This is a genomic window from Tenacibaculum jejuense, from assembly GCF_900198195.1.
GTDB lineage: Bacteria > Bacteroidota > Bacteroidia > Flavobacteriales > Flavobacteriaceae > Polaribacter > Polaribacter jejuensis.
In genome coordinates, this window is record NZ_LT899436.1 from 4,255,508 (window position 1) to 4,276,232 (window position 20,725).

General features: G+C 30.9%; 16 protein-coding genes. 5 read left to right on the forward strand and 11 right to left on the reverse strand.

What is annotated here, in order from left to right; genetic code table 11:
• Window positions 1–231 precede the first annotated feature (231 nt).
• The 3 genes from AQ1685_RS18690 to AQ1685_RS18700 all read right to left on the reverse strand — a co-directional run bounded on the left by AQ1685_RS18690 (window position 232) and on the right by AQ1685_RS18700 (window position 2,522).
• Window positions 232–825 (reverse strand): TetR/AcrR family transcriptional regulator, encoded by a 594-nt coding sequence (locus AQ1685_RS18690; RefSeq protein WP_095074607.1) that lies wholly within the window; start codon window positions 823–825, stop codon window positions 232–234.
• Window positions 826–902: 77 nt separating this feature from the next.
• On the reverse strand, window positions 903–2,051 hold the full coding sequence (locus AQ1685_RS18695) for a cystathionine gamma-synthase (RefSeq protein WP_095074608.1): 1,149 nt from the start codon (window positions 2,049–2,051) through the stop codon (window positions 903–905).
• Between the two features lie 15 nt (window positions 2,052–2,066).
• The gene (locus AQ1685_RS18700; RefSeq protein WP_095074609.1) at window positions 2,067–2,522 is read right to left on the reverse strand and encodes a DinB family protein; all 456 of its coding nucleotides are present in this window, start codon (window positions 2,520–2,522) and stop codon (window positions 2,067–2,069) included.
• A gap of 42 nt (window positions 2,523–2,564) precedes the next feature.
• Here AQ1685_RS18700 and AQ1685_RS18705 point away from each other — a divergent pair, with 42 nt between their 5' ends.
• Window positions 2,565–2,912, forward strand: a complete 348-nt coding sequence (locus tag AQ1685_RS18705; RefSeq protein WP_095074610.1) for an arsenate reductase family protein — start codon at window positions 2,565–2,567, stop codon at window positions 2,910–2,912.
• Between the two features lie 117 nt (window positions 2,913–3,029).
• Here the strand turns inward: AQ1685_RS18705 and AQ1685_RS18710 are convergent, their stop codons facing one another.
• The 5 genes from AQ1685_RS18710 to AQ1685_RS18730 all read right to left on the reverse strand — a co-directional run bounded on the left by AQ1685_RS18710 (window position 3,030) and on the right by AQ1685_RS18730 (window position 6,981).
• Window positions 3,030–3,497: a DUF4252 domain-containing protein gene (locus AQ1685_RS18710; protein WP_095074611.1), complete on the reverse strand. Its 468-nt coding sequence runs from the start codon at window positions 3,495–3,497 to the stop codon at window positions 3,030–3,032.
• Between the two features lie 62 nt (window positions 3,498–3,559).
• On the reverse strand, window positions 3,560–4,579 hold the full coding sequence (locus tag AQ1685_RS18715) for a DUF3089 domain-containing protein (protein WP_095074612.1): 1,020 nt from the start codon (window positions 4,577–4,579) through the stop codon (window positions 3,560–3,562).
• 1 nt (window position 4,580) lies between these two features.
• The gene (locus AQ1685_RS18720; protein ID WP_157730284.1) at window positions 4,581–5,423 is read right to left on the reverse strand and encodes a tetratricopeptide repeat protein; all 843 of its coding nucleotides are present in this window, start codon (window positions 5,421–5,423) and stop codon (window positions 4,581–4,583) included.
• A gap of 13 nt (window positions 5,424–5,436) precedes the next feature.
• Complete coding sequence (locus tag AQ1685_RS18725) at window positions 5,437–5,829, reverse strand: DUF6165 family protein (protein ID WP_095074613.1); 393 nt, start codon at window positions 5,827–5,829, stop codon at window positions 5,437–5,439.
• 21 nt (window positions 5,830–5,850) lie between these two features.
• Entirely contained in the window at window positions 5,851–6,981 is a 1,131-nt protein-coding gene (locus AQ1685_RS18730; RefSeq protein ID WP_095074614.1) for a hypothetical protein, read from the reverse strand.
• Between the two features lie 102 nt (window positions 6,982–7,083).
• On the opposite strand from AQ1685_RS18730, the gene AQ1685_RS18735 reads away from it, so the two are divergent.
• From AQ1685_RS18735 to mscL, 3 genes are read left to right on the forward strand one after another with little or no spacing between them, the layout of a single operon-like run.
• Window positions 7,084–7,692, forward strand: coding sequence for a thymidine kinase (locus tag AQ1685_RS18735; RefSeq protein ID WP_095074615.1), 609 nt, complete (start codon window positions 7,084–7,086; stop codon window positions 7,690–7,692).
• The gene (gene alr / locus AQ1685_RS18740) at window positions 7,689–8,789 is read left to right on the forward strand and encodes an alanine racemase (RefSeq protein ID WP_095074616.1); all 1,101 of its coding nucleotides are present in this window, start codon (window positions 7,689–7,691) and stop codon (window positions 8,787–8,789) included. The genes AQ1685_RS18735 and alr overlap by 4 nt, the downstream gene beginning before the upstream one ends.
• Before the next feature lie 55 nt (window positions 8,790–8,844).
• Window positions 8,845–9,255 carry a large-conductance mechanosensitive channel protein MscL gene (gene mscL, locus AQ1685_RS18745; RefSeq protein WP_197697488.1) on the forward strand — a complete coding sequence of 137 codons (411 nt, stop codon included), beginning with the start codon at window positions 8,845–8,847 and terminating at the stop codon, window positions 9,253–9,255.
• Window positions 9,256–9,312: 57 nt separating this feature from the next.
• On the opposite strand, the gene AQ1685_RS18750 is transcribed toward mscL, so the two are convergent.
• The 3 genes from AQ1685_RS18750 to AQ1685_RS18760 form a co-directional block, all read right to left on the reverse strand.
• Window positions 9,313–13,197: a carbohydrate-binding protein gene (locus AQ1685_RS18750; RefSeq protein ID WP_095074617.1), complete on the reverse strand. Its 3,885-nt coding sequence runs from the start codon at window positions 13,195–13,197 to the stop codon at window positions 9,313–9,315.
• Between the two features lie 396 nt (window positions 13,198–13,593).
• A complete protein-coding gene (locus tag AQ1685_RS18755) occupies window positions 13,594–16,770 on the reverse strand; it encodes a T9SS type A sorting domain-containing protein (protein WP_095074618.1) in 3,177 nt (1,058 codons plus the stop codon).
• A gap of 37 nt (window positions 16,771–16,807) precedes the next feature.
• Complete coding sequence (locus tag AQ1685_RS18760) at window positions 16,808–18,667, reverse strand: RICIN domain-containing protein (protein WP_157730285.1); 1,860 nt, start codon at window positions 18,665–18,667, stop codon at window positions 16,808–16,810.
• 359 nt (window positions 18,668–19,026) lie between these two features.
• Here AQ1685_RS18760 and AQ1685_RS18765 point away from each other — a divergent pair, with 359 nt between their 5' ends.
• The gene (locus AQ1685_RS18765; protein WP_095074620.1) at window positions 19,027–20,703 is read left to right on the forward strand and encodes a tetratricopeptide repeat protein; all 1,677 of its coding nucleotides are present in this window, start codon (window positions 19,027–19,029) and stop codon (window positions 20,701–20,703) included.
• The last annotated feature ends 22 nt before the right edge of the window (window positions 20,704–20,725 follow it).

Below are 20,725 nucleotides of genomic sequence, written 5' to 3' on the forward strand. Positions count from 1 at the left end.
TTTATTCTTTTAGAAGTTTGTTTGTTTAAAAATGGTTGTACAATCTTTTCAAATAGTTTAAGCCTGCCTTCTACATTAGTTCTCGAAGGCAACGTTAACAAATTAAAATACACTAAAGAACTAATTTAGTATGACTTTGCTCATTTAGAGCTATTTTTTTTATGTTCAACAATAAACATAAGTGGGATTAATTAAAATTATACCAATCGGTATATTTTATTTTAAAAATTTTTAGTTTTTCATTTCGTTATTTATCATATTCTTCATTACATCAGCCAAATCAAATAAATACGATTCATCTTTCATAATATGAGACATATATACTGCACCTTCTATCATGTAAGAAAATCGTTTTGCATATATGGCACTATCTACTTCCTCTTTTACTTCTTTAGTTTCTTTTGCTAGTTCAATTAAATTCGTGAATTTTTCTAAAATTCGCTCATTATATGATCTAACTAACTTAGATATAGAGTTTTGTTGATATTCAGAATCCACACCAATATTTAATATTGGACAACCTCCAAACTTTTTACAATAACTATAATAGTTTCTGTAAAAACCAGAGACATTAATTAATCTATTTAACGCTGTGTTCCCCTTTGCAACGTGTGCATTTAAATCTTTCAAAACAGTTCTAATACAGTATCGAAAAGCTTCAATTGCTAATTCTTCTTTACTTTCAAAATGCCCGTATATAGCTCCTTTAGTTAAACCAGCAGCTTGAGTTATTTTTGACAAACTCATTGCTGAATATCCTTTTTTATTAAATATAGGAGCAACTGTTTCAATAATATGTAATCTTGTCTTCTCAGATTTCAACATATGAGACAAATATATAAAAATATACCGATTGGTATATTTTTTAACAAAAAAAATTCCTCATAATGAGGAACTTATTTTTACTTTCTTAATGCTTGATCTAAATCTAAGAGTAAATCATCAATATCTTCAATACCTATACTTAAGCGAATTAAAGAATCTGTAATTCCCATTTTTAACCGCTCTGCTTCAGGAATTGAACCATGTGTCATACTTACAGGATGATTAACTAAACTTTCTACTCCACCTAGTGATTCAGCCAAAGTAAATACTTTTACATGCTCTAAAAATTTAAAAGTAGCAGACTTACTTTCGTCTTTTAATCGGAAAGAAACCATACCTCCAAAGTCTTTCATCTGCTTTTTTGCAATCTCATAATTCTCATGACTTTTAAATCCTGGATAATATATTGCTCCTACTTTTTCATGATCACGTAAAAATTCAGCTACCTTTCTTCCATTTTCACAATGTCGTTGCATACGAACATGTAATGTTTTAATTCCTCGTAAAGCGAGAAAAGAATCCATAGGACCTGCAATTGCTCCTGCAGCAAACTGAATGAAGTTAAGCTCTTTACCTAACTCTGCATCTTTTACTATTAAAGCTCCCATCACTAAATCGGAATGACCTCCTAAATATTTTGTAGCAGAATGCATTACAATGTCTGCTCCTAAATCTAACGGCTGTTGCAGATAAGGCGTTGCAAATGTATTATCAACAGCAATTAAAATATCTTTATTCGTCTGTTTCACTGAGTTCGAAATTTCTTCAATATCAGCAATTTTCATTAATGGATTTGTTGGGGTTTCAATCCAAATTAACTTAGTAAATTCTGTAATGGCATTTACAACATTACTAGAATCATTCATATTTACATATTGAAATTTAAGTCCGTATTTTTCAAATAATCTTGTAAACATTCTGTACGTACCTCCATATAAATCGTCTCCAGCTATTACCTCATCACCTGGTTTTAATAATCTTAAAACGCAATCTATAGCTGCTAAACCTGAAGCAAAAGCATAACCATGTGTTCCGTTTTCTAAAGATGCAAAAGCATTTTCTAGAGCAGTTCTTGTTGGATTAGCTGAACGTGAATATACATATCCTTTGTTTACACCTGGACTTGATTGTGCATATGTAGAAGTTTGAAATATTGGTGTCATTACTGAACCTGTAGCTTCTTCATGTTGCTGACCTCCATGTATGGTTTTCGTATTAAACTTCATCAAGTAAAATTACATTTATACTAATTTAGATAATGCCATTATAGCTCCTAAATGAATTCCTTCATGTAAATTATTAAAAGCAATTGCATTATCAATTGAACTTAATACATATCCTGTACTTGTTGGATATTCTGTATATTCTTTAAAAATTCCTTCTTTGTAATCTTCTTCTAAAGTATCTGGCAAACCAGCTAATAATTCTTTAACTTCTTCAAACTCTTCTTCTGATAATTCTTCTGTTGGAGCTGTTCCTTTTCTATATTTTTCAATTAAATCATCTGGAATTAAACATTGTAATCCTGATAATTTATAATGTAATAATTGTTGAGTTACTACTAAATGAGCAACATTCCATGCTATATTATTATTAAATCCTTCAGGGATTTTATGTAATTGTTCGTGAGTTAAACCCTCTATTCTTTTTAAAACAAGTTCTCTGGATTTTCTTAAAATATCAAATTGTGTGTTCATTTTTCTGCCTATTTTAGCGTTTATAAAGATACACTTAATACCATGAAGAAAGTTTATTTTTTACAAACTTGTGATACTTGTAGAAGAATTTTAAAAGAAGTAAATCTAGACGGTTTTGAAAAACAAGAAATAAAATCGAATCCAGTTACTTTTTCTCAATTAGAAGAAATGTATAGCTTCTCTAAAAGTTATGAAGCTCTTTTTAATAAAAGAGCTAGACTATATAAAGAAAAGGATTTAAAAAATCAGAATTTAACTGAAGATGATTACAAACAACACATACTTGATGAATATACTTTTTTAAAGCGTCCTGTATTTATTGTTAACGATGAAATTTTTATTGGAAACAGTAAAAAAACTGTTGAAAGTTTAAAGCAAAAGCTTCTTTAACAAGAAGCTTTTTTCTAATTATATATTAGTATTCTTAAACTGAACCCTTGCTTAAAAAAGTATATCCTTTAAAAAACTTGGTTTACTTTATGTTTCAGTTTTCAAGGAAAGCTAACATTAATTATCTTTTTTAACTTTAGAGACAACAGAAGCTAATTCATCTTTAGTTAATGTAATTTTTAAGCCAATCATTACCATTTTTTCTTCATCACTGTTTGCTCTAATAATAATTTCTTTCACTAGATCATTTTCTTCAATAAAGAAAACTCCCGCTTTATCTTTACCATCTCTAACTTTCATTAAAGTTTTTAAGCCTTTTTTTCTTGTGAATTTTTTAAAGTTATTCTCAGTTGCATTGTTTTCGTTATTAAAAATAACAATTTTACAATGTTCTGCTTTTTTCATTAATTCTTCGAACTCTTCCGTTTCTTCTTCATCAGAAAAGAAACCTCCTAAAGAAACAGGAACGCTCATTGAAAATTGACTTTCATCTTTATTCGCTTTATAAAAGTCTGAATAAGCTGTGTTTTGTGCATTAATCGCAAATGCGATACAAATTAAAATAGTGGTTATTAATCGTTTCATAATACTTGGTTTTTGTAATGAAGACGACACCTATAATTTTTTGTTACACAAGAATTTTATTTTTAATTGATATTCAACCAAGTATTCGTTCTCAACTCAGCATTCTCTTTAATATCTTGCCAAAATAAATTAATATCTCCGGCATGATAATTTTTTAAAAATGACATAAAGAAACGCAATGGAAATTTCGGATTTGTACTCCAAACTAATCCATCTGTAATTTGAATAGTTAATGCTTCATTATAAATCTTTCCGTTTGTATATAAAAAACCTTTATGTTCTTTAAGTGTAGTTTCTATAGAATTATCCCAAGTAATTGGATTTGTAGTTACCGAACCTTTATACCAATCTTTATCTTTTTTAGGATAATGATTTTTCTTGTACGTATTCCAAGAAACAAAACCTCCTATCTCGGTGGGAGATTTCATTAGCTTTATTGACGAAAACTCATTTTCTTTTACTCTAATCCCTGGAATATAAGCTGCAATTAGTTGCTTTTGCAATTCTTTACCATCAAAAAAATCTTTTAATAATCGTACTGTATGCGTTGTTCCTTGGCTATGACCAACCATGATAATTGGTCTTCCTTTATTGTATTCCTTTAAATACACCTCAAAAGCGCTTTTGACATCTGAATATGCTAAATCTTGAGCTTCTTTTCCTCCTTTATCGAATAATCGGTAAGAACGAATATGAGCCTGACGATAAAAGGGTACATATACTTTACCTGAAGTTGCAAAAGCTGAAGCTTGCATTAACACAGCTTTATTTAAAACTGTATTATTTTGTTCTTTGTCTGTAATTGGAACATTCCAACGGATATCTTTTTTACTTGTATTTAAAGTAGGGTATACATAAAAAACATCAGCTTGTAATGTATCTAAACGATTAGACGCATGAGTTTTAAAATTCTCTTGATATTTGGTTGGCAGAACTGCCCAAGAACTTTCTTTCGTATAATCTGGTTTAACAGGAATATTTTCTTGTAAAAAAGCTTGTGTTTTATAGGTTGAACGACAACTGAAACACAACAGTGATATTAAAATTACATATAAAACTGATATCGCTTTTTTTACAAACATTTTATTTTTTCTTATTTTCTTCTGAAATACTGTTCAGTACTAATTTTGCTAGTTCTTGGTTTCCGAAAGTAGATTTAGAGTTGAATATAACTTGCATTAATAATTCTTTGGCTTCATTAAACTGTCCGTTTAAATTTAGAACTAAAGCTTTATTAATAGTAAGAACTCCTTCAGTTTCAATATCTGGATTCTCATTTAATCCCTTTTCTATAGCTTGAAGTCTTTCTTCTCCTTCTAAAAAATTTGAGTAATCTTTCCAAGCTGGAGCTAAAGAAGGATAATTATCAACTAATAGTTTTAACATTTGAGCCTTTTCTTGTGGGTTATCGATCCACTCTAAAGTCATGTAGTTTTTATACAAACCCTCACTAAAAACTCCTTTTTTTTCTTTTCTTAAAACATCTACTGCTGTTTTAGAGGTAAAAAAACCATTTGGAGCCACTTTATCTGTTAACTCGTAATACTTTAACGCTTTTTCAAAATCATCATTTAACAAATATGTGTAAGCTAAATCATAATACGGATAAGCCCATTCAGGTGAGTCGTGTATAGCTTCTTCAAGATGACTGATCGCTTCAGTATAATCTCCTTTCTGCCCATATTCTCTTGCTTTTTGATGTAATTTTTTAGCTTTATCAGAAGATTTATTTTTGCTGTAAACGGCATAATTATACCTGCCTGTAGCTTGTGATAATTCTTCTTTTGATATTTCATTTCCTTGTTGATCTGTAAATTTAATATCGTTTATTCTTTGAGAATAAGAATTATCTTGAACCGTTTTTTTAACTTCTTTAGATCCTGAAATACCTAAAGAAGCTAAAAATTTTGATAAAGCCTTTTTCATAACATCTTACTTTTTATTTGTAATCTTCGTACGATTTTTCTTCTACTAAATCTGAACCAGTTAACGTATTAATATCTTTTTTAACTACGGAACGATCATCGTTAGTAAAATATACTGCACGGGCTAGGTTTACAAAAGTTTCTCCAAAATCTTTAGCACGCTCACACTCTCTAATATCATCTTCAATTTTCCACAATTTTTTATTAATTTCTAATAAATCATTGTGTAGTTTTTTCAATTCATCTTGATTTGAGACTTCTTTATAAATATGATTTACAACTGGTGTTAACACGTCATATTCATTTTGAATGTTTTTAAGCTTATTTTGATCTTTTATTTCAGTTAACTTAATTGCTAAAATGGTATACTTATCTATTATTTCTCCGTTAGAAACTTCAATCTTCATTATCTTAATTTATCTTTTGTATTAAATGAAACGACGCTCTATTATTTCTAAAAAACGTACTTCATATTCTTCTTTTGTACTCCAATCGTAATCTGGTTTTACCATTTTACTGATAAAGTTTTTAGCTTCTCTTTCTGTTTTAAAAGTATTTAATTGCGAAACAACTCTATTAAAATCAGTTTGATTTCCATCAAATAAATGTTTTACAAAAGCAATACGATCGTTAAGTCCAATTTGTATTGTAGACTGCAAATGATCATTTACAGTTTTTTTAGGTTCTACTTTTTGAAATAAATCTGCCATTACGTCTACAGGCAAAGTATCTTTTAATTCATCTTCTAAAGTAGGTGTTTTTGGTTCGGTAGGTACTTCTTCTTTTTTCTCTTCTTGAGGTGCTTTTAATTCTTCAATAAATTGGGCTTCGTCAAAAATTGTTGGATCATCATTTCCAAACAATAAATTTTCAAGCTCGTCAAAAGGTTGCTCTTCTATTTCTTGAACTTTCTCTTCAACTTTTTCTTCTTTTACTTGAATTAAAGTTGGTTCTTCAATAATCTCTTCAATAACTTCAGGAAGTTCTTCTTCTTTAGTTTCTTCAGTAATTTGTTCCTCTAAAACTTGAACCTCCTCTTCTATTGATTCTACATGTATTGGAGCCTCTTCAATTATTTCTATTTCTTCTTCAACTTCTTGTGTAATAACTTGAATTTCTTCTAGAAGCTCTACTTTTTCATTTGTCGATTCAGTAATAGTATTTTTTTCTACTGTATCAACCTCAACCTCATTTGATTCTGCAACATCTAGAACTTCTTCAACAACTTCTAGTTTTTCATCAATTGAATTAACAATTGGTCTTTCTTCTATTACCTCAGCTATTTCTTCTTCATGATTTGTATTGGTGACTTCCTCCTCTTGATTTACAACATTAGTATTCCTTGCTGTTTCAATTTGCGTAACTATCTCAATCAATTCTTCTTTAGTTTCTTCTGCTTGAGGAGTTGTATTAATATACTCTTCTATATAAGCCAATACGGCTAACTTTTCGTAAACTTCATATGCTTTTTCTTTTAATGCAAAAACATCTTCTTTGTTTTTCATCTTTAAAATGCTATGCGCTAAACTAGTTAGATCTGAAGCCAATTTTTTGTGCATAAGTTATGAGTAGGTTTTATTTTTTGCTCTTAAATTTTAATAAATTTGTTCCCTTATCGAAATGTAAGACAAAAATAATTATTTGAGCATTAAAATTACAAAATGTTTCTTGAAAATACAGTAAATCATACAGAACAGTTTGGGTGGATAGAGGTAATTTGCGGCTCAATGTTTTCGGGGAAAACTGAGGAATTAATTCGTAGATTAAAAAGAGCAAAATTTGCCAAACAAAGAGTTGAAATTTTTAAACCTGCTATTGATGTAAGATATGATGAAGAGGAAGTAGTTTCTCATAATGACAATAGAATTCGATCTACACCAGTACCAGCTTCTGCAAACATTAGATTACTTGCTAATAATGTTGACGTTGTAGGAATTGATGAAGCTCAATTTTTTGACAATGAAATTGTTGCTGTTTGTAACGATTTAGCAAATAGAGGAATTCGAGTTATTGTAGCAGGATTAGATATGGATTTTAAAGGAAATCCTTTCGGTCCAATGCCTGCTTTAATGGCAACAGCAGAATATGTAACTAAAGTTCATGCGGTTTGTACAAGAACCGGTAACTTAGCACATTATAGTTTCAGAAAAGCTGAAAGTGATAATATTGTACTTTTAGGCGAAACTCAAGAATACGAACCACTTAGTAGAGCTGCTTACTACAAAGCCATACAAGAGCAAAACGCTCAACTTAAAGAAGAGGAAGAATGAACAACCATGTTACCGTATTAGAAATTGATGCAAACGCTGTTTTGCATAACCTTAGTTATTTTAAACAAAAACTACAGCCTACTACTAAAATTTTAGCTGTTGTTAAAGCTTTTGGTTATGGAAGTGAAGCTATAGAAATAGCTAAAATTGTAAAAGATCATGTAGATTATTTTGCAGTTGCCTACAGCCAAGAAGGTATCGCTTTAAGAGAAGCAGGAATTGATACTCCAATTCTAGTACTTCATCCGCAAATACCAAATATTGAAGCTATTGTTAAATATCGATTAGAGCCAAATTTATATAATTTCAAAATTTTTGAAGCTTTTTTAAATTATGCTAACAATGTTCCTTTAATGAATTATCCAATTCATATCAAATTTAATACGGGTTTAAATAGATTAGGTTTTTGGCATTCTGATGTTCCTAACATTATTTCTACACTAAAGAAATCTAACAATGTTATTGTACAATCTATTTTCTCTCATTTAGCAGCTAGTGAAGATCCTAATGAGCAAGAATTCACAATTAATCAGATTAATAACTTCGCCTATATTGTAAAACAAATTTATCAACATTTAGGTTACGAACCTATGTTGCATATTTTGAACACATCAGGAGTTATTAATTATCCGAAAGCTCAATTCGATATGGTACGTATTGGAATTGGATTATACGGTTTTGGAAATGATCCTAAAGAAACAGCAAACCTAAAAAATACACATAGTTTAAAAACTATTATCTCTCAAATCCATATAGTTCAGCCAGGAGAAACAGTTGGATACAACAGAGCTTTTGTTGCTAGCAGACCAACTCGAAGTGCAACTATTCCTGTAGGACATGCTGACGGTATTTCTAGAAAACTAGGAAATAAAGATGGATTCGTAATTATTAATAATCAACCTGCTCCAATCATTGGAAATGTATGTATGGATATGCTTATGGTTGATGTTACAACCATAGACTGTAAAGAAGGTGATGAAGTAATTGTTTTTAATCATCAGCAACACATTGAATATATGGCTCATAAGTGTGAAACTATTCCTTATGAAATCTTAACAGCTCTTTCTCAGCGTATAAAAAGATTTGTAAAACGTTAAAATTTTATTAAATTACAACCAGTAATTAATTAATAATCATAAAAAATCTATTCAAATGGGAATGTTAAAAGAGTTTAAAGACTTTGCCATGAAAGGTAATTTAGTAGACATTGCAGTTGGTTTTGTAATGGGTGCTGCTTTCAACAAAGTTGTTTCTTCATTCACTGGAGGTATCGTATCTCCATTAATTGGTCTAATCTTTAATGCCGACTTTAAAGACTTAAAGTATATAGTTAAAGAAGGCGTAGCTGATGCTTCTGGAAAAGTATCTGGTGAAGTCGCCATACTATATGGTGAATTTATTACTAATGTTATCGATTTTATTATCGTTGCATTTGTAATGTTTATGATTGTAAAAGGTGTTAATGCTATGAAGAAAAAAGAAGAGGAAGCTCCTGCTGCTCCAGCTGGACCAACTCAAGAAGACTTATTAGCTGAAATTAGAGATTTATTAAAGAAGAACTAATCTTCAAATCACTATAAAGTTAAAGAGGCTATTGAATTATCAATAGCCTCTTTTTTATTAGTTTTTAATCAACTTCTTTTTAGAAATCACTCTTCCAGTTTTATCATATATTTTTATAATATAATATCCTCGAGGCATTTCTGACACATCTACAGGTTGATTTACATTCTCTACTTGCTTTATTAAAGCTCCAGATTGATTAAACAATTTCACCTTTGAAACTTGCTCAACATTTGAAACTCGTAAAACATCTGTCATCGGATTTGGGAACAAAGTAATTTGCACATCATTATTAGATACAGCATTTGTTGCGCTTCCGTAAGTTATGTTCAATTTAGCTGAAGCTACAGTAGCATTTTCTTTTGAAGCAAAAGCAAAATCATTACCTCCACTTAAGCTTAAAATTAAACTTAATTGATCTGCTGTAATTTTAGAAGCATCTAAAGGAATTGTTACTACTTTAGAAACTCCAAACGTCGTATTAACTTGACCTAAAACACCATCATTATTTGGTTTATTAGTATTTGAAAGTGATGTTTCAGTCCAGTTTGAATTCGACCCTTTATAAACGGTTAATGCACCACTACCAGCATCTGAATATACGGTAAAAGTTAATGAAGCTTTTTTCACTACACCAGAAATAGCAGAAAGATCATATAATAAATATCCTAATCTCATTCCGCTCTCAATACGAATCATATCAGAATTAAAGTTCTTTCCATTTTGTAAATATGTATCGTGAATTGGGCTTAACTCTAAGTCTTGATCAACAATTTGCTCTGCTTTTACAATTACCTTATCTAAATTAAATAAGAAACCTGTAGCTCCGTTAAATAAGAACTTTAGAGTTTTTTCTCCAGAAGTTAATCTTACACTTACACTATACTTCTGGTAATCGTGCCATGTATTATTCACTGGAACGGCAACACTTCCTACTGAAATACCATCATCTAAAACTTCAATTTCACCTCCTACGCCGTTGCTTGAAGCATAGAATTCAAACAGATAATCTCCTGTACTACCAACATTCACATTGTAAGAAACAGTATCTCCATTTTTAATAAAACCTAGATTTTTACCCGTTGAATTTGGTGTGTCTTCTATTTTCACACTACCCGATTTACTTGAGTAATTTTCAGCTTCAAAATTTCCTGGTAATTGAATAGCAGCACTCACTCCTTTCACTTTTATTGAAACAGAGTTTGACGTAGTTGTAGCACCATCATTATCAGTTGCTTTTGCTGTAATTTCATAATTTCCTGCTTGAGCAATTGTTACTGAAGTATTGTAAGGAGCTGTATTTTCTGTAGCTATTAAATTTCCATTTGAAAAGAATTCAACTTTAGCAATATTTCCATCTGAATCAGATGCGTTTGCTGTTAATTGTATTGGTTCATTCACAGTAAACTCATTGCCATTAGCTGGAGAAGTAATTGATACTTGTGGTGCTTGATTATTTCCTCCACAATCAACTAATACCTCAGCAGGACCAACACCTGTTGGTTTTGTGTATGTTTTTGATAATACAAATTTATCCATTTCGAAACCATCTTCTCTCATTGAAAATGAAATTGTATGTACACCAGCAGAAGGAACATTTACAAAAATCTTTTGTGGTTCACCACAATGGTTTGCACCAGTTCTCTGTTTGCTTTCCCAAGTCCACGCGTTTTTACCAGTACACCACTGCATTCTTTGTCCTGATGCTGGCCATGTTCCGTTAATACCTACATGAACACCATTATCTTCTGACCCTGTCGAATGAGCTCTAACCCAAACAAAATATTTACCTGGAGTCGTAAACTTTACTCTATAATTGATAATTGCAACTTGCCCTGGTGTATTTGAAAAACTTTCTCCGTTAATCAAAGGATCTCCGTGTGTCACTCTAGTATCAGGTAAAATTTCTAAATATCCACTCTTACTTGCTCCGTTTGTATGTAAAGCATCTGGATCTGGTCCTGGTAAATTACTATCTGTATTCTTATACCATTGTCTTTTTCCAGTTTTTGACTGGCTCACAAAATGTTCTGCCTCAACAGCTACTATTCCATTTTGCTCTAAAGCGGCGCAATCTCCGTCTCCATCACCACCGCCTGGATTACCTCCACCTGTGCTGTCTTTCTTTGTAATTAATGCTACCCAATCATTATTATCAGGAGCTACTAAACTTCCACCTAAAGTATTTTTTCCTGACAAGTTTCCTCCAGTCCTAGGATTAAACCATTGCACATTGTACTTACCATTACCATTTGGTAAACTTAAACCTGTTGAACCTCCGTTAGGTCTATAAACTGCATAAACTTCACCTGCTTTTGCAAATACAAAATCTCCATTATCATTAGTGACACCATCTGCACTAATCATATCAATAAGATGAGGTTGTAAATTCTTATTAAAGAAATCTAGCGCATAACTACCTTCTTTATATTTTTTACCTCTTTTTCTATGATCGTTACCATTAATATCTCCATCATCATTTAAATAACCACTGTAGTATTCAACTCCAGCTCCACCAGCTAATAAAGTACCCCAAAGTACTTTCTTTCTTACATCTTTATCCGATACTCGAATCCCTTGTGAAGCAGAACCTTGTTCATCATTAGCAACTACCCATTTTTTACCTGAGTTTCTAGACTTTGTTAACCAATTGATTACATCTTTGTGTATAGAATTTTGGTTTGACTGTAAAGATGCTCCTGTTAAATCTGATGCATTTCCTAAAAGTGGTGTATAACGCTGATCTTTTTCACCTGGATACGTATGAATAACAATATTATGATTATATGGATCTAACTGCTTTATATACGTAGATGTAGCTTTTACCACATTATTTGGTAATGTAGTTTCTTCAGTGATATTCCAGTTTAAAGCTAAGTGATGAGAAAATCTAGCAATTAACTCTCTGTAATACAACTTTCTTTGCTTACCAAAAGTATTTCCATCCATTTTATTATCATTCTCAGTTTCCATGGTTTTAAAGTGAAGATAAATTCCTTTCTTATCGGCATATTCCATCACTTTTTCCCATTGTGCCATTTTAGAAACATCAAAACGATCTTTGTGTACTTTATTCCACTGCTGACCTCTAGCTGTATTACCGTACTCTTGTAATGATACTTTTAAAATATGAGGAAAAACTGCACCACAATCTCCACTAGTATTCCAAGTTAAAAACGACATTACGTTTGCTCCTTGGTTATGCAAATAGTTTACCATTCCTAAAATTTCAGATCCTTTACCATTAGCCCATGTATAACTACTTGCATCAGTAGCTACATAATCTTGCTGGTGTGGCTGCCAAGTTTTACTTCCGATTTTATTTAAGTTATTTTTATAACTAGGTGTAGCATCAAAATCGACATAATTGAAAGCATTTTCTGGTGAATCTGCACCTGCCTTTACAAACCATTTTCCGTTTGGATTTTGAGGATTTGTTCCTGTATGCTTCAAGTAATGTTCACCAATATATTGTAACCTTCCTAAATTTTTATTTCGAAAATCTCTTCCGCTTTTATTAGATTCAGTAATAGTTAAGTTTCCTGAAGTTCCATCCATAAACCCTGCACTAGTTCCTCCACCATTAATAGCTACGTCTGCACCTTTTTTAAAGGAAGCTTTCCAACTCCACTGTCCTGTTTGATCAGGTGCAAAGTGAACTCTCCATTTATTTCCAGAAGCGCAACTGTTATTTTCAGCATTTCCACATGCAGCAAAAAAGCCAGGAATAGTATAAGATCTATTACTAGAATTGTGAGTAAAAGTTACTTCTAATCTATAATCTGAAAACGGATTAGGATTTGCGGTTTCAGAAGTATTGGGTCCGTTAAATGTTAGTGATATTTTATGCCATCTTTTAAGTTCACCAGAAGTGGTTTGACCATAAGTTATGGCATAACAAAACATAAAAAACAATATGTTTTTTAATTGATTTAATTTCATAATATTCTATTTTTTTTTATGAATTCATTTGGTTTTTAGTAACCTACAATAAATAGGGGGTATCAAAAAAATGAAGTGAATACGAATAGCTTTATGTAGTTATATGTTGAATGTTTAGCGTAACATCAACAGCTAATCGTTTATCATATTTTAGGGGATCTTTTTACAATAAATAATTTGGTTATAGGGGTTATTCTTTAGTTTTACATAGGCAGAAAGATTAAATTATTACAAAGTTTATTAGACAATCATAAACAACTAACAAACAGTAATTTAACACTATTTATATACTTTAGATAAGATGATTTTATCATTTATATATATTAAAAAGTCATTTATGTTTATTTATATAAAGGAGTATTGGTATATACCAATACTCCTTTAGAATTTGACTCGTTATTCTTTTACTAACTTGTAAATGAATGTATCATTTATTTTAACTAGATACATTCCTTTAGACAAACTTGATACTGAAATTTTTTGCTGAATATTTTCCGCTTGAATCTCATTAATTTTTTGACCTTGAAGATTTAATATTGAAATACGATCTCCTATTTTTGTTCCTGAAATAAATAATACGTCTTTCGTTGGGTTTGGAAAGAACATAAACTTGTTATGTATTTTGTTATTGACTGATCTAGATAAGACAGTTTCCTTCTCTTTTTTAGATTCATGAATAATTTCCCATTTTTGGTTATTATTATTTGCATTATAATTCCAAATAATAGCATTTGCATCTACAGCTCCTTGCGCTCTATCTAGTCCTAAATCTTGACAATGCATAGGCTTTAAACCATACACTACACTTCCGTTAGCTACTACTTTCCACTTTTGGTGATTCGCAATTGCCTTTGTCCATGTAGCTACATTTACACCGTTACTACAATCTGCATTAGGTACCTCTAAATATCTTTGAGTTCCTTTGTTTTGAATAGAGTATACATTATCTCCTAAATGTGTGAAAATCCACTTTTGATCATCAAAATTCCCTGCATCATGCATTCTTGCACTATGATTTTCTAATCCTCTTGCTAACAATCGCTGAGTACCAAACGGTGACTTGATAAAATAAGTTCCATTAGAAATTAACTGATTAAATACATTGATGTCTGTTACTTCATCAGTAGCTAATGCAGACTGATGATTTGTTCCAACTGGTCTTATATGAGCTTTTAAACTGTAACCATTTCCTGAAGTTGTAACCGAAGGAAGTGATATAGTAACACTTTTGCTTTTGTTTTCTCCTGAAGTAACTTCCTCTACTTGTGCTGCTACCCAAGTTCCGTTGTTCCAAAAACTAACTACAACTTCTCTATTGGTTGATGCACTATACACAACTTCAAAAGTATAACTATCTGCAGGACTTAATGTAGTAGTAACATTTGCAAGTTTTATTTCATCTTTAATAGCTACTACTGCAATACCATCAACTTGATCATTAGCTATAGCTGATTGATGATCTGTTCCAATTGGTCTTATATGTGATTTTACCATATATCCATTTCCTGCTGCTGCAATAGAAGGTAATGTTACGGTAACACTTTGCTTTTTAGCTTCACCTGCTCGTACTTGAGCAACTTCTGCTGCAATCCAAGTTCCGTTATTCCAAAAACTAACTACAACTTCTCTATTAGTTGATGCACTATACACAATTTCAAAAGTATAAGTATCAGAAGGACTTAATACTGTTGGAACATTACTCAATTGAATTGTATCTACTGTAGCATCTCCTTCACCTGTATCTTCAACAGCATTTACTCCTGCCGTCCATCTAGTTCCTCCAAGTTCATAAGCTCCTATATCTGGTTTATTTCCATTAAATTTCTTATCGAATCCAGCTATTACAATACCAGCATCTACAACAGATCCATTTGCTAAAGGCATAAAATTTAACCCATTTGCATCTTCAAAAGGAGAAGTACTATTAATGATGTTATTTTTATACTCAAAACCTGGAGCAATATGCCAACCTGGGTTATTTGAATAGTTGTTGTACACTCTGTTATCACTCTGTGGATATCCGTTTACCCAAGAGTCCATAGCTTCACCTGCATTCCAAATTGTATTATGGAAAAAATCTAAATGCTCGTTATTCCAGTTTACCTGATAACCAGTCCATGACACATTCCATACCACATTATGATGTACTACATAACCTTTACTATTGTTATCTAAATAAATTCCTGCTGCTTTATTACCTGCATAAGCTGGTGGTTTAGAATCGTGAAACCAGTTATGGTGAATTTCAGTTCCTTTTCTTCTATCATCACCAACAGTGTAAAACACTCCTGAATCAGCATTAATTAACTGAGCTCTAGACACGTCGTTATAAGCAACTTCGCAATTATCACCACTTACATACATTCCATCTCTACCAGAGTTTGTAATTTTATTCTTAAAAACTTTTACATTATTTGCTCTAGTTCTAATAGGCGTTGCATGAATACCTAGGTAATCTATATTTGAAATTGTGTTCTTTTCGATAATGGCATTGTGAGCTCCAGCCCAGTTTTGCACTGAAATTCCGTTTGCTGAACTGTGATTAATTACACAACCTCTAATTACAACATCTGGCGCAAGTACCTCAATAGATGATTCTCCAACACCTGCACTTACACTTCTAATATTATCAAAACCTTCACTACCATGAATTACTTTATTATTTTCAAAAATAGTAGCACGACCGTTAATTTTTACACTACCTCCAAAAAACTCAATTCCTTGAACTTTTATAAAATCACCTTTTAATTCTGCAATAAACTTACGAGTTGCATATTCTACAGTATTATTGGCAGGTTTTTTACCATTCGCAGGCTGAAAATAAAGTGTTTTGCTAGATTTATCATAATACCATTCTCTTGCATAATCTAACGCTTGTAACTTGTTAAATAAATACAATTGACCTCTGTGTCCATTTCTTAAAATAGTTGGATTGTGCGGATTAAAAGGCCATTTATTAATGTTTACTCCGGCATGCTCAATTCTATTAGCGGTACTTTTAGTAATCCTTCTTGTCCAGCTGGTACCAGAATGACCTCCTATGTAATATACTAATCCACCTTTCCAATCAAAGTTTGGCACACCAGATAGACTGAAAAAGTTACTACCTCCATTGTCAATAAACTTACAGTCTACTGTAAACCTATTATTGTCGGTATTATTTGGCCACCTTGCCAAGTCCATGTGTTTTTGATTGTGGTACACATTTCTAAATCTTTCTTCAATAGCCATATCAACAGAAGTTTTGTAGATGTTACCTGAATGTAATTGCCATCCATTGATAAACTTTGTTGCTTTAATTTTTACATTTTCTCCATCAGCAGCTTTAAAAGTTAAATAATTAGCTTTTGTTCCTTTTTTATTAACAATTAAAGGCTCGGTGTATACTCCGCCTCTAATGATGCAAACATCACCTGCTTTCATAACAGAAACAGCCTTACTAAAAGTTTTGAAGGGTTGATTGTAAGAACCGTTATTGGTGTCTTTTCCGTTCTTTGCTACATAGTAATCTTTTGCACATATTTGCTGCACAAGACATATACAAATAAGTAGTATTATTTTTTTAAAATTCATTTTGGAAGTTTTTTGAAGGGTTGATTTTTATGAAGTTCTATTCTTTAATAAATCTGTAAAGTGATTTATTGTTTTTTCTAATTAAATAAATCCCTTTAGAAAGTCCACCTATAGAAACTACTTCTTTTTTGTTTTTTGTTGTAAATGTTAAGATTTCTTGACCTTGTATGTTTAGTATGGCAATTTCATCCCCAACATTTAACCCTGACATGTATAAAACCTCTTTAGATGGATTAGGATATACTAGAAATTTATCAGTTTCTATTTTTTTTGATAATATAGATGGACTTAACAAGTTTCTATTATTAATATTCGTGTCTTCTATTATTTTCCATTGTTGATTTGCATTGGTTTTATTATAATTCCAAATTTGAACATTAGCATTTAAGACTCCTGCCGCTCTATCTAAAGCTAAATCTGGACAATGCATTGGTTTAAATGAATAAGATCCTTTAGAATTTTCTACAATTTGCCATTGTTGATGACTAGCTATAGCTTGCTTCCAAGTTGCAACATCAGTACCGTTTTCACACTTTGCAAAAGGAACTTCTAAATATCTTAGCGTTAATTTATTTTGAATAGTATAAACGTTATTGTTTATGTGAGTAAAAATCCATCTTTGATCATTAAAATTACCTGAATCATGCATTCTAGCACTATGGTTTTCTAAAGCTCTTGATAATAAACGTTGACTATTTGAAGCTGAAGTTATATAGTAAGTTCCATTAGGTATTATCTGTGAAAATTTCTTAGAGATACTAACATTATTTATCTCATCATTGTCTATCGCATTTCTCCATGTTGTATCTAAAGGACGAATATGAGATTTAAGACTATAACCATTTCCAGCTACAGGTAACTCTGGTAATATTACCTTTACAGATGCTACACCTCTGCCTTTTCCTACATTTACCTTTCCAGATGCTACCCAATTATCATCTTTATAAAATCCTACTACAATCTCTCTATCTGTAGCAGCCGTATACTCAATATCGAAAGTATATTCTGTTTCTTGACTTAAGTCTGTAGGAGTATTTTTAAAAGAAATTTTATCGTTGACTTTTTCTTCATCTTTTAGTTCATATACTCTTACCCAATCAACCATCATGGTATTTTTAGAATTATCATTAAGATTTTCTACTTTAGGCAAACCGATACTAGGAACTCCAGCTTGAGCAAAAGGAAAGACTTCAGTATCAAAAATCATTTTTAAATTTTCATTGAAAGGTACACGAGGTACTATTTTCATTACTTCTTTACCGTCATAATAGAACAATAATTCGTTAGCACTTTTCCACCAGAAACCATAGGTATGAAAACCATCACGACCTCTTGTTGGCATTTTCCATTTTGCTTTTTTATTTTTTAATCCTTTATGCTTACCGTAATAATGAGTATTAGCAGCATATTCAAATGGTAAATCCTTTTGTCTCTTTTCTATTGAAGGATTTCCAATATGCTCAATTACATCTATTTCAGAAAAATCTCCTACTCTAAACCAAAATGAAGACGTCATTGACAGCGACGATGCTTTAAACTTAGCTTCATAGTAATACCCAGGCTTTGCGTCCCAACCTTTTGAAACACAAGCTGCAGAATTCACCCAGACATTCTTTAAAGGATTATTAACGGTAGACGGATCTCTTTTGAGTGTAGATCTTAATTTCAAGTAACCTCCTTCTACAAAAGCATTCCCTTTCTTGAATGCACTTGGAGGTCTTCCTGACCAATGTGGATGATAATCATCCCATTTTGTTTCATCTAATTTATCTCCGTTAAACTCATCAGAAAGTATATTAACTTTTTGCCACCTTTTACCTGAAGGTGCAGTTGGGGTTTGCGACAATAATACTGCGGGTAAAATTGTACACACAAAAAATAGTATTATTTTTTTCATTACTAATTTCAATTAGGGGTTTATGTTTAATTTTTTCCAGCTCAAAATTAATAGTGAACATCTGTGTCACAGAAAAATACAAGATTACATAAAGTAAAAACACATACTACCTAAAGTAAATACTAGGTGATAAAAAGTGGCAAAATCATTTTTCCTCTTTTTACAGTCTTATAAAAAACTGTAATAAAGTATATTTCTAAACAATTGATCATCAAAAAAAGCAAATAAAAGGTATACATACAAAAAATAAATAACTAATTTTCAGGTGTTTAGATGTTTCCGGATTAAATACACAATTGCCTTTACACTTTTTTAAACTTTAATACGTTGATGATCATACCCCTTTAAAATGAAAAACCATGAATTCCCCAAACTACTACTTTAGTATTAAAGTAGTTATTGTATTTACATCTTTTCTCACCCTTTTTTTCTGTGGTTCAATACGCCTTTTTTCACAGATTAATCGCATTAGTACTTCGAAACTTTCTGATACTATTGTTATAGATTCAATTGACTTTAAGGCAAAGGCTCTACGGAAAACTAATATAGACTCTTCTATACATCTTTTTAAGGAAGCTATAAAAATTAGTACCTCAATAAATGATTATAAGAGAACTGCAAAAGAACTGAATGCTCTCGGAATAAATTATACGATTAAATCAGATTATGTGAATTCGTTAGACACATATCAAAAAGCACTTAATTTACTGAAGAACAAGAATGACCCAAAAGCTACACTTAACATTTATAATAACATTGCTGCTATATATTCTTATTTTGATAAACCTAAAATTGCTCGAAGTTTTTATTTAAAATCTATTGATATTTTAGATCAATATCCTCAATCTATAAATGCCAGATATCATAAATTAAGTCTTAGATATATAAATTTAGCAATTACATATAAAAATGAAGATGATAAAAAGGCTTTTCAATACTTAAAAAAAGCACTTACTTTTTTAAGAAAATCTAGTATTAATCAACGAGAGAAAATCTTTGTAGAAAGCCTCATTTCTATTCAGGAAGGAGCTATTTATTTAGGTATTAACAAGTTAAAAACAGCAAAAAAACTACTTTTAGATAATCTCATTTTTATTGAGGAATATGATGATTCATTTATCACTTGTGAAGCGTATTATTTCGTGGGATTATTATACCAAGCTCTACACGAATATGATAAATCGAAATCATACTTCATAAAAGCCATAGAATTATCCGATCAAATTAAGGATATAAGATTAAAATCTAAAATTTTATTGAATTTAGCTGAATTATGTGAAAGCAATCAAGAAAGTGGTATGGCTTTCAAATATTTTAAAAAAGGCATAAAACTTAAAGACAGTATTTTTGGCACTAAAAACTCTTGGGAAATTTCTCAGCTTAATAGTAATTTTAAGACGAAATTAAACCAAAAACAACTTGTTATTAATGAAAAAGAATTAAAGATTACTTCAATTCTTAACTGGATATATTATATCTCATCTGTATTGGTATTAGGTATTGTACTTCTGTATTTCAATAAGCAAAAATCTAAACATAAATTAGAAAAAAAGCGCATAGAAAATAGAGAAGAAGACATGAAATTAAAGCTATCTGAAACTAAAGATGTTTTAGAATTAAAAAATAAAGAACTTACCACATTACTACTTCAAGCTCTAGAAAATGAAGAATTTGTAAAAAAAATCAACACAAATCTAGTTCAAATTAAAACTGAAATACCTAAAAAATACCATTCGATACTAGAAAAATTAAACTTTACTATTCAAAATAACTCAAAGTGTAAATGGAAGGAATTTAAAGCTACATTCGAACAAGTAAATCAAAATTTTTATTCTAAACTAAAAGAAAGCTATCCAGATTTAACTCCATCGGAATTAAAACTTTGTTCTTTATTAAAACTAAATTTAAGCACAAAAGATATTTCCAATTTAATGGGAATCTCTTATGATAGTGTAAAAATGGGAAGGTACAGAGTTAGAAAAAAGCTTAAATTATCAAGAGAGGTTAATTTAGTTGGTTTTATTTCTCAATTCTAAATAACCTCTCTCAAATACAACA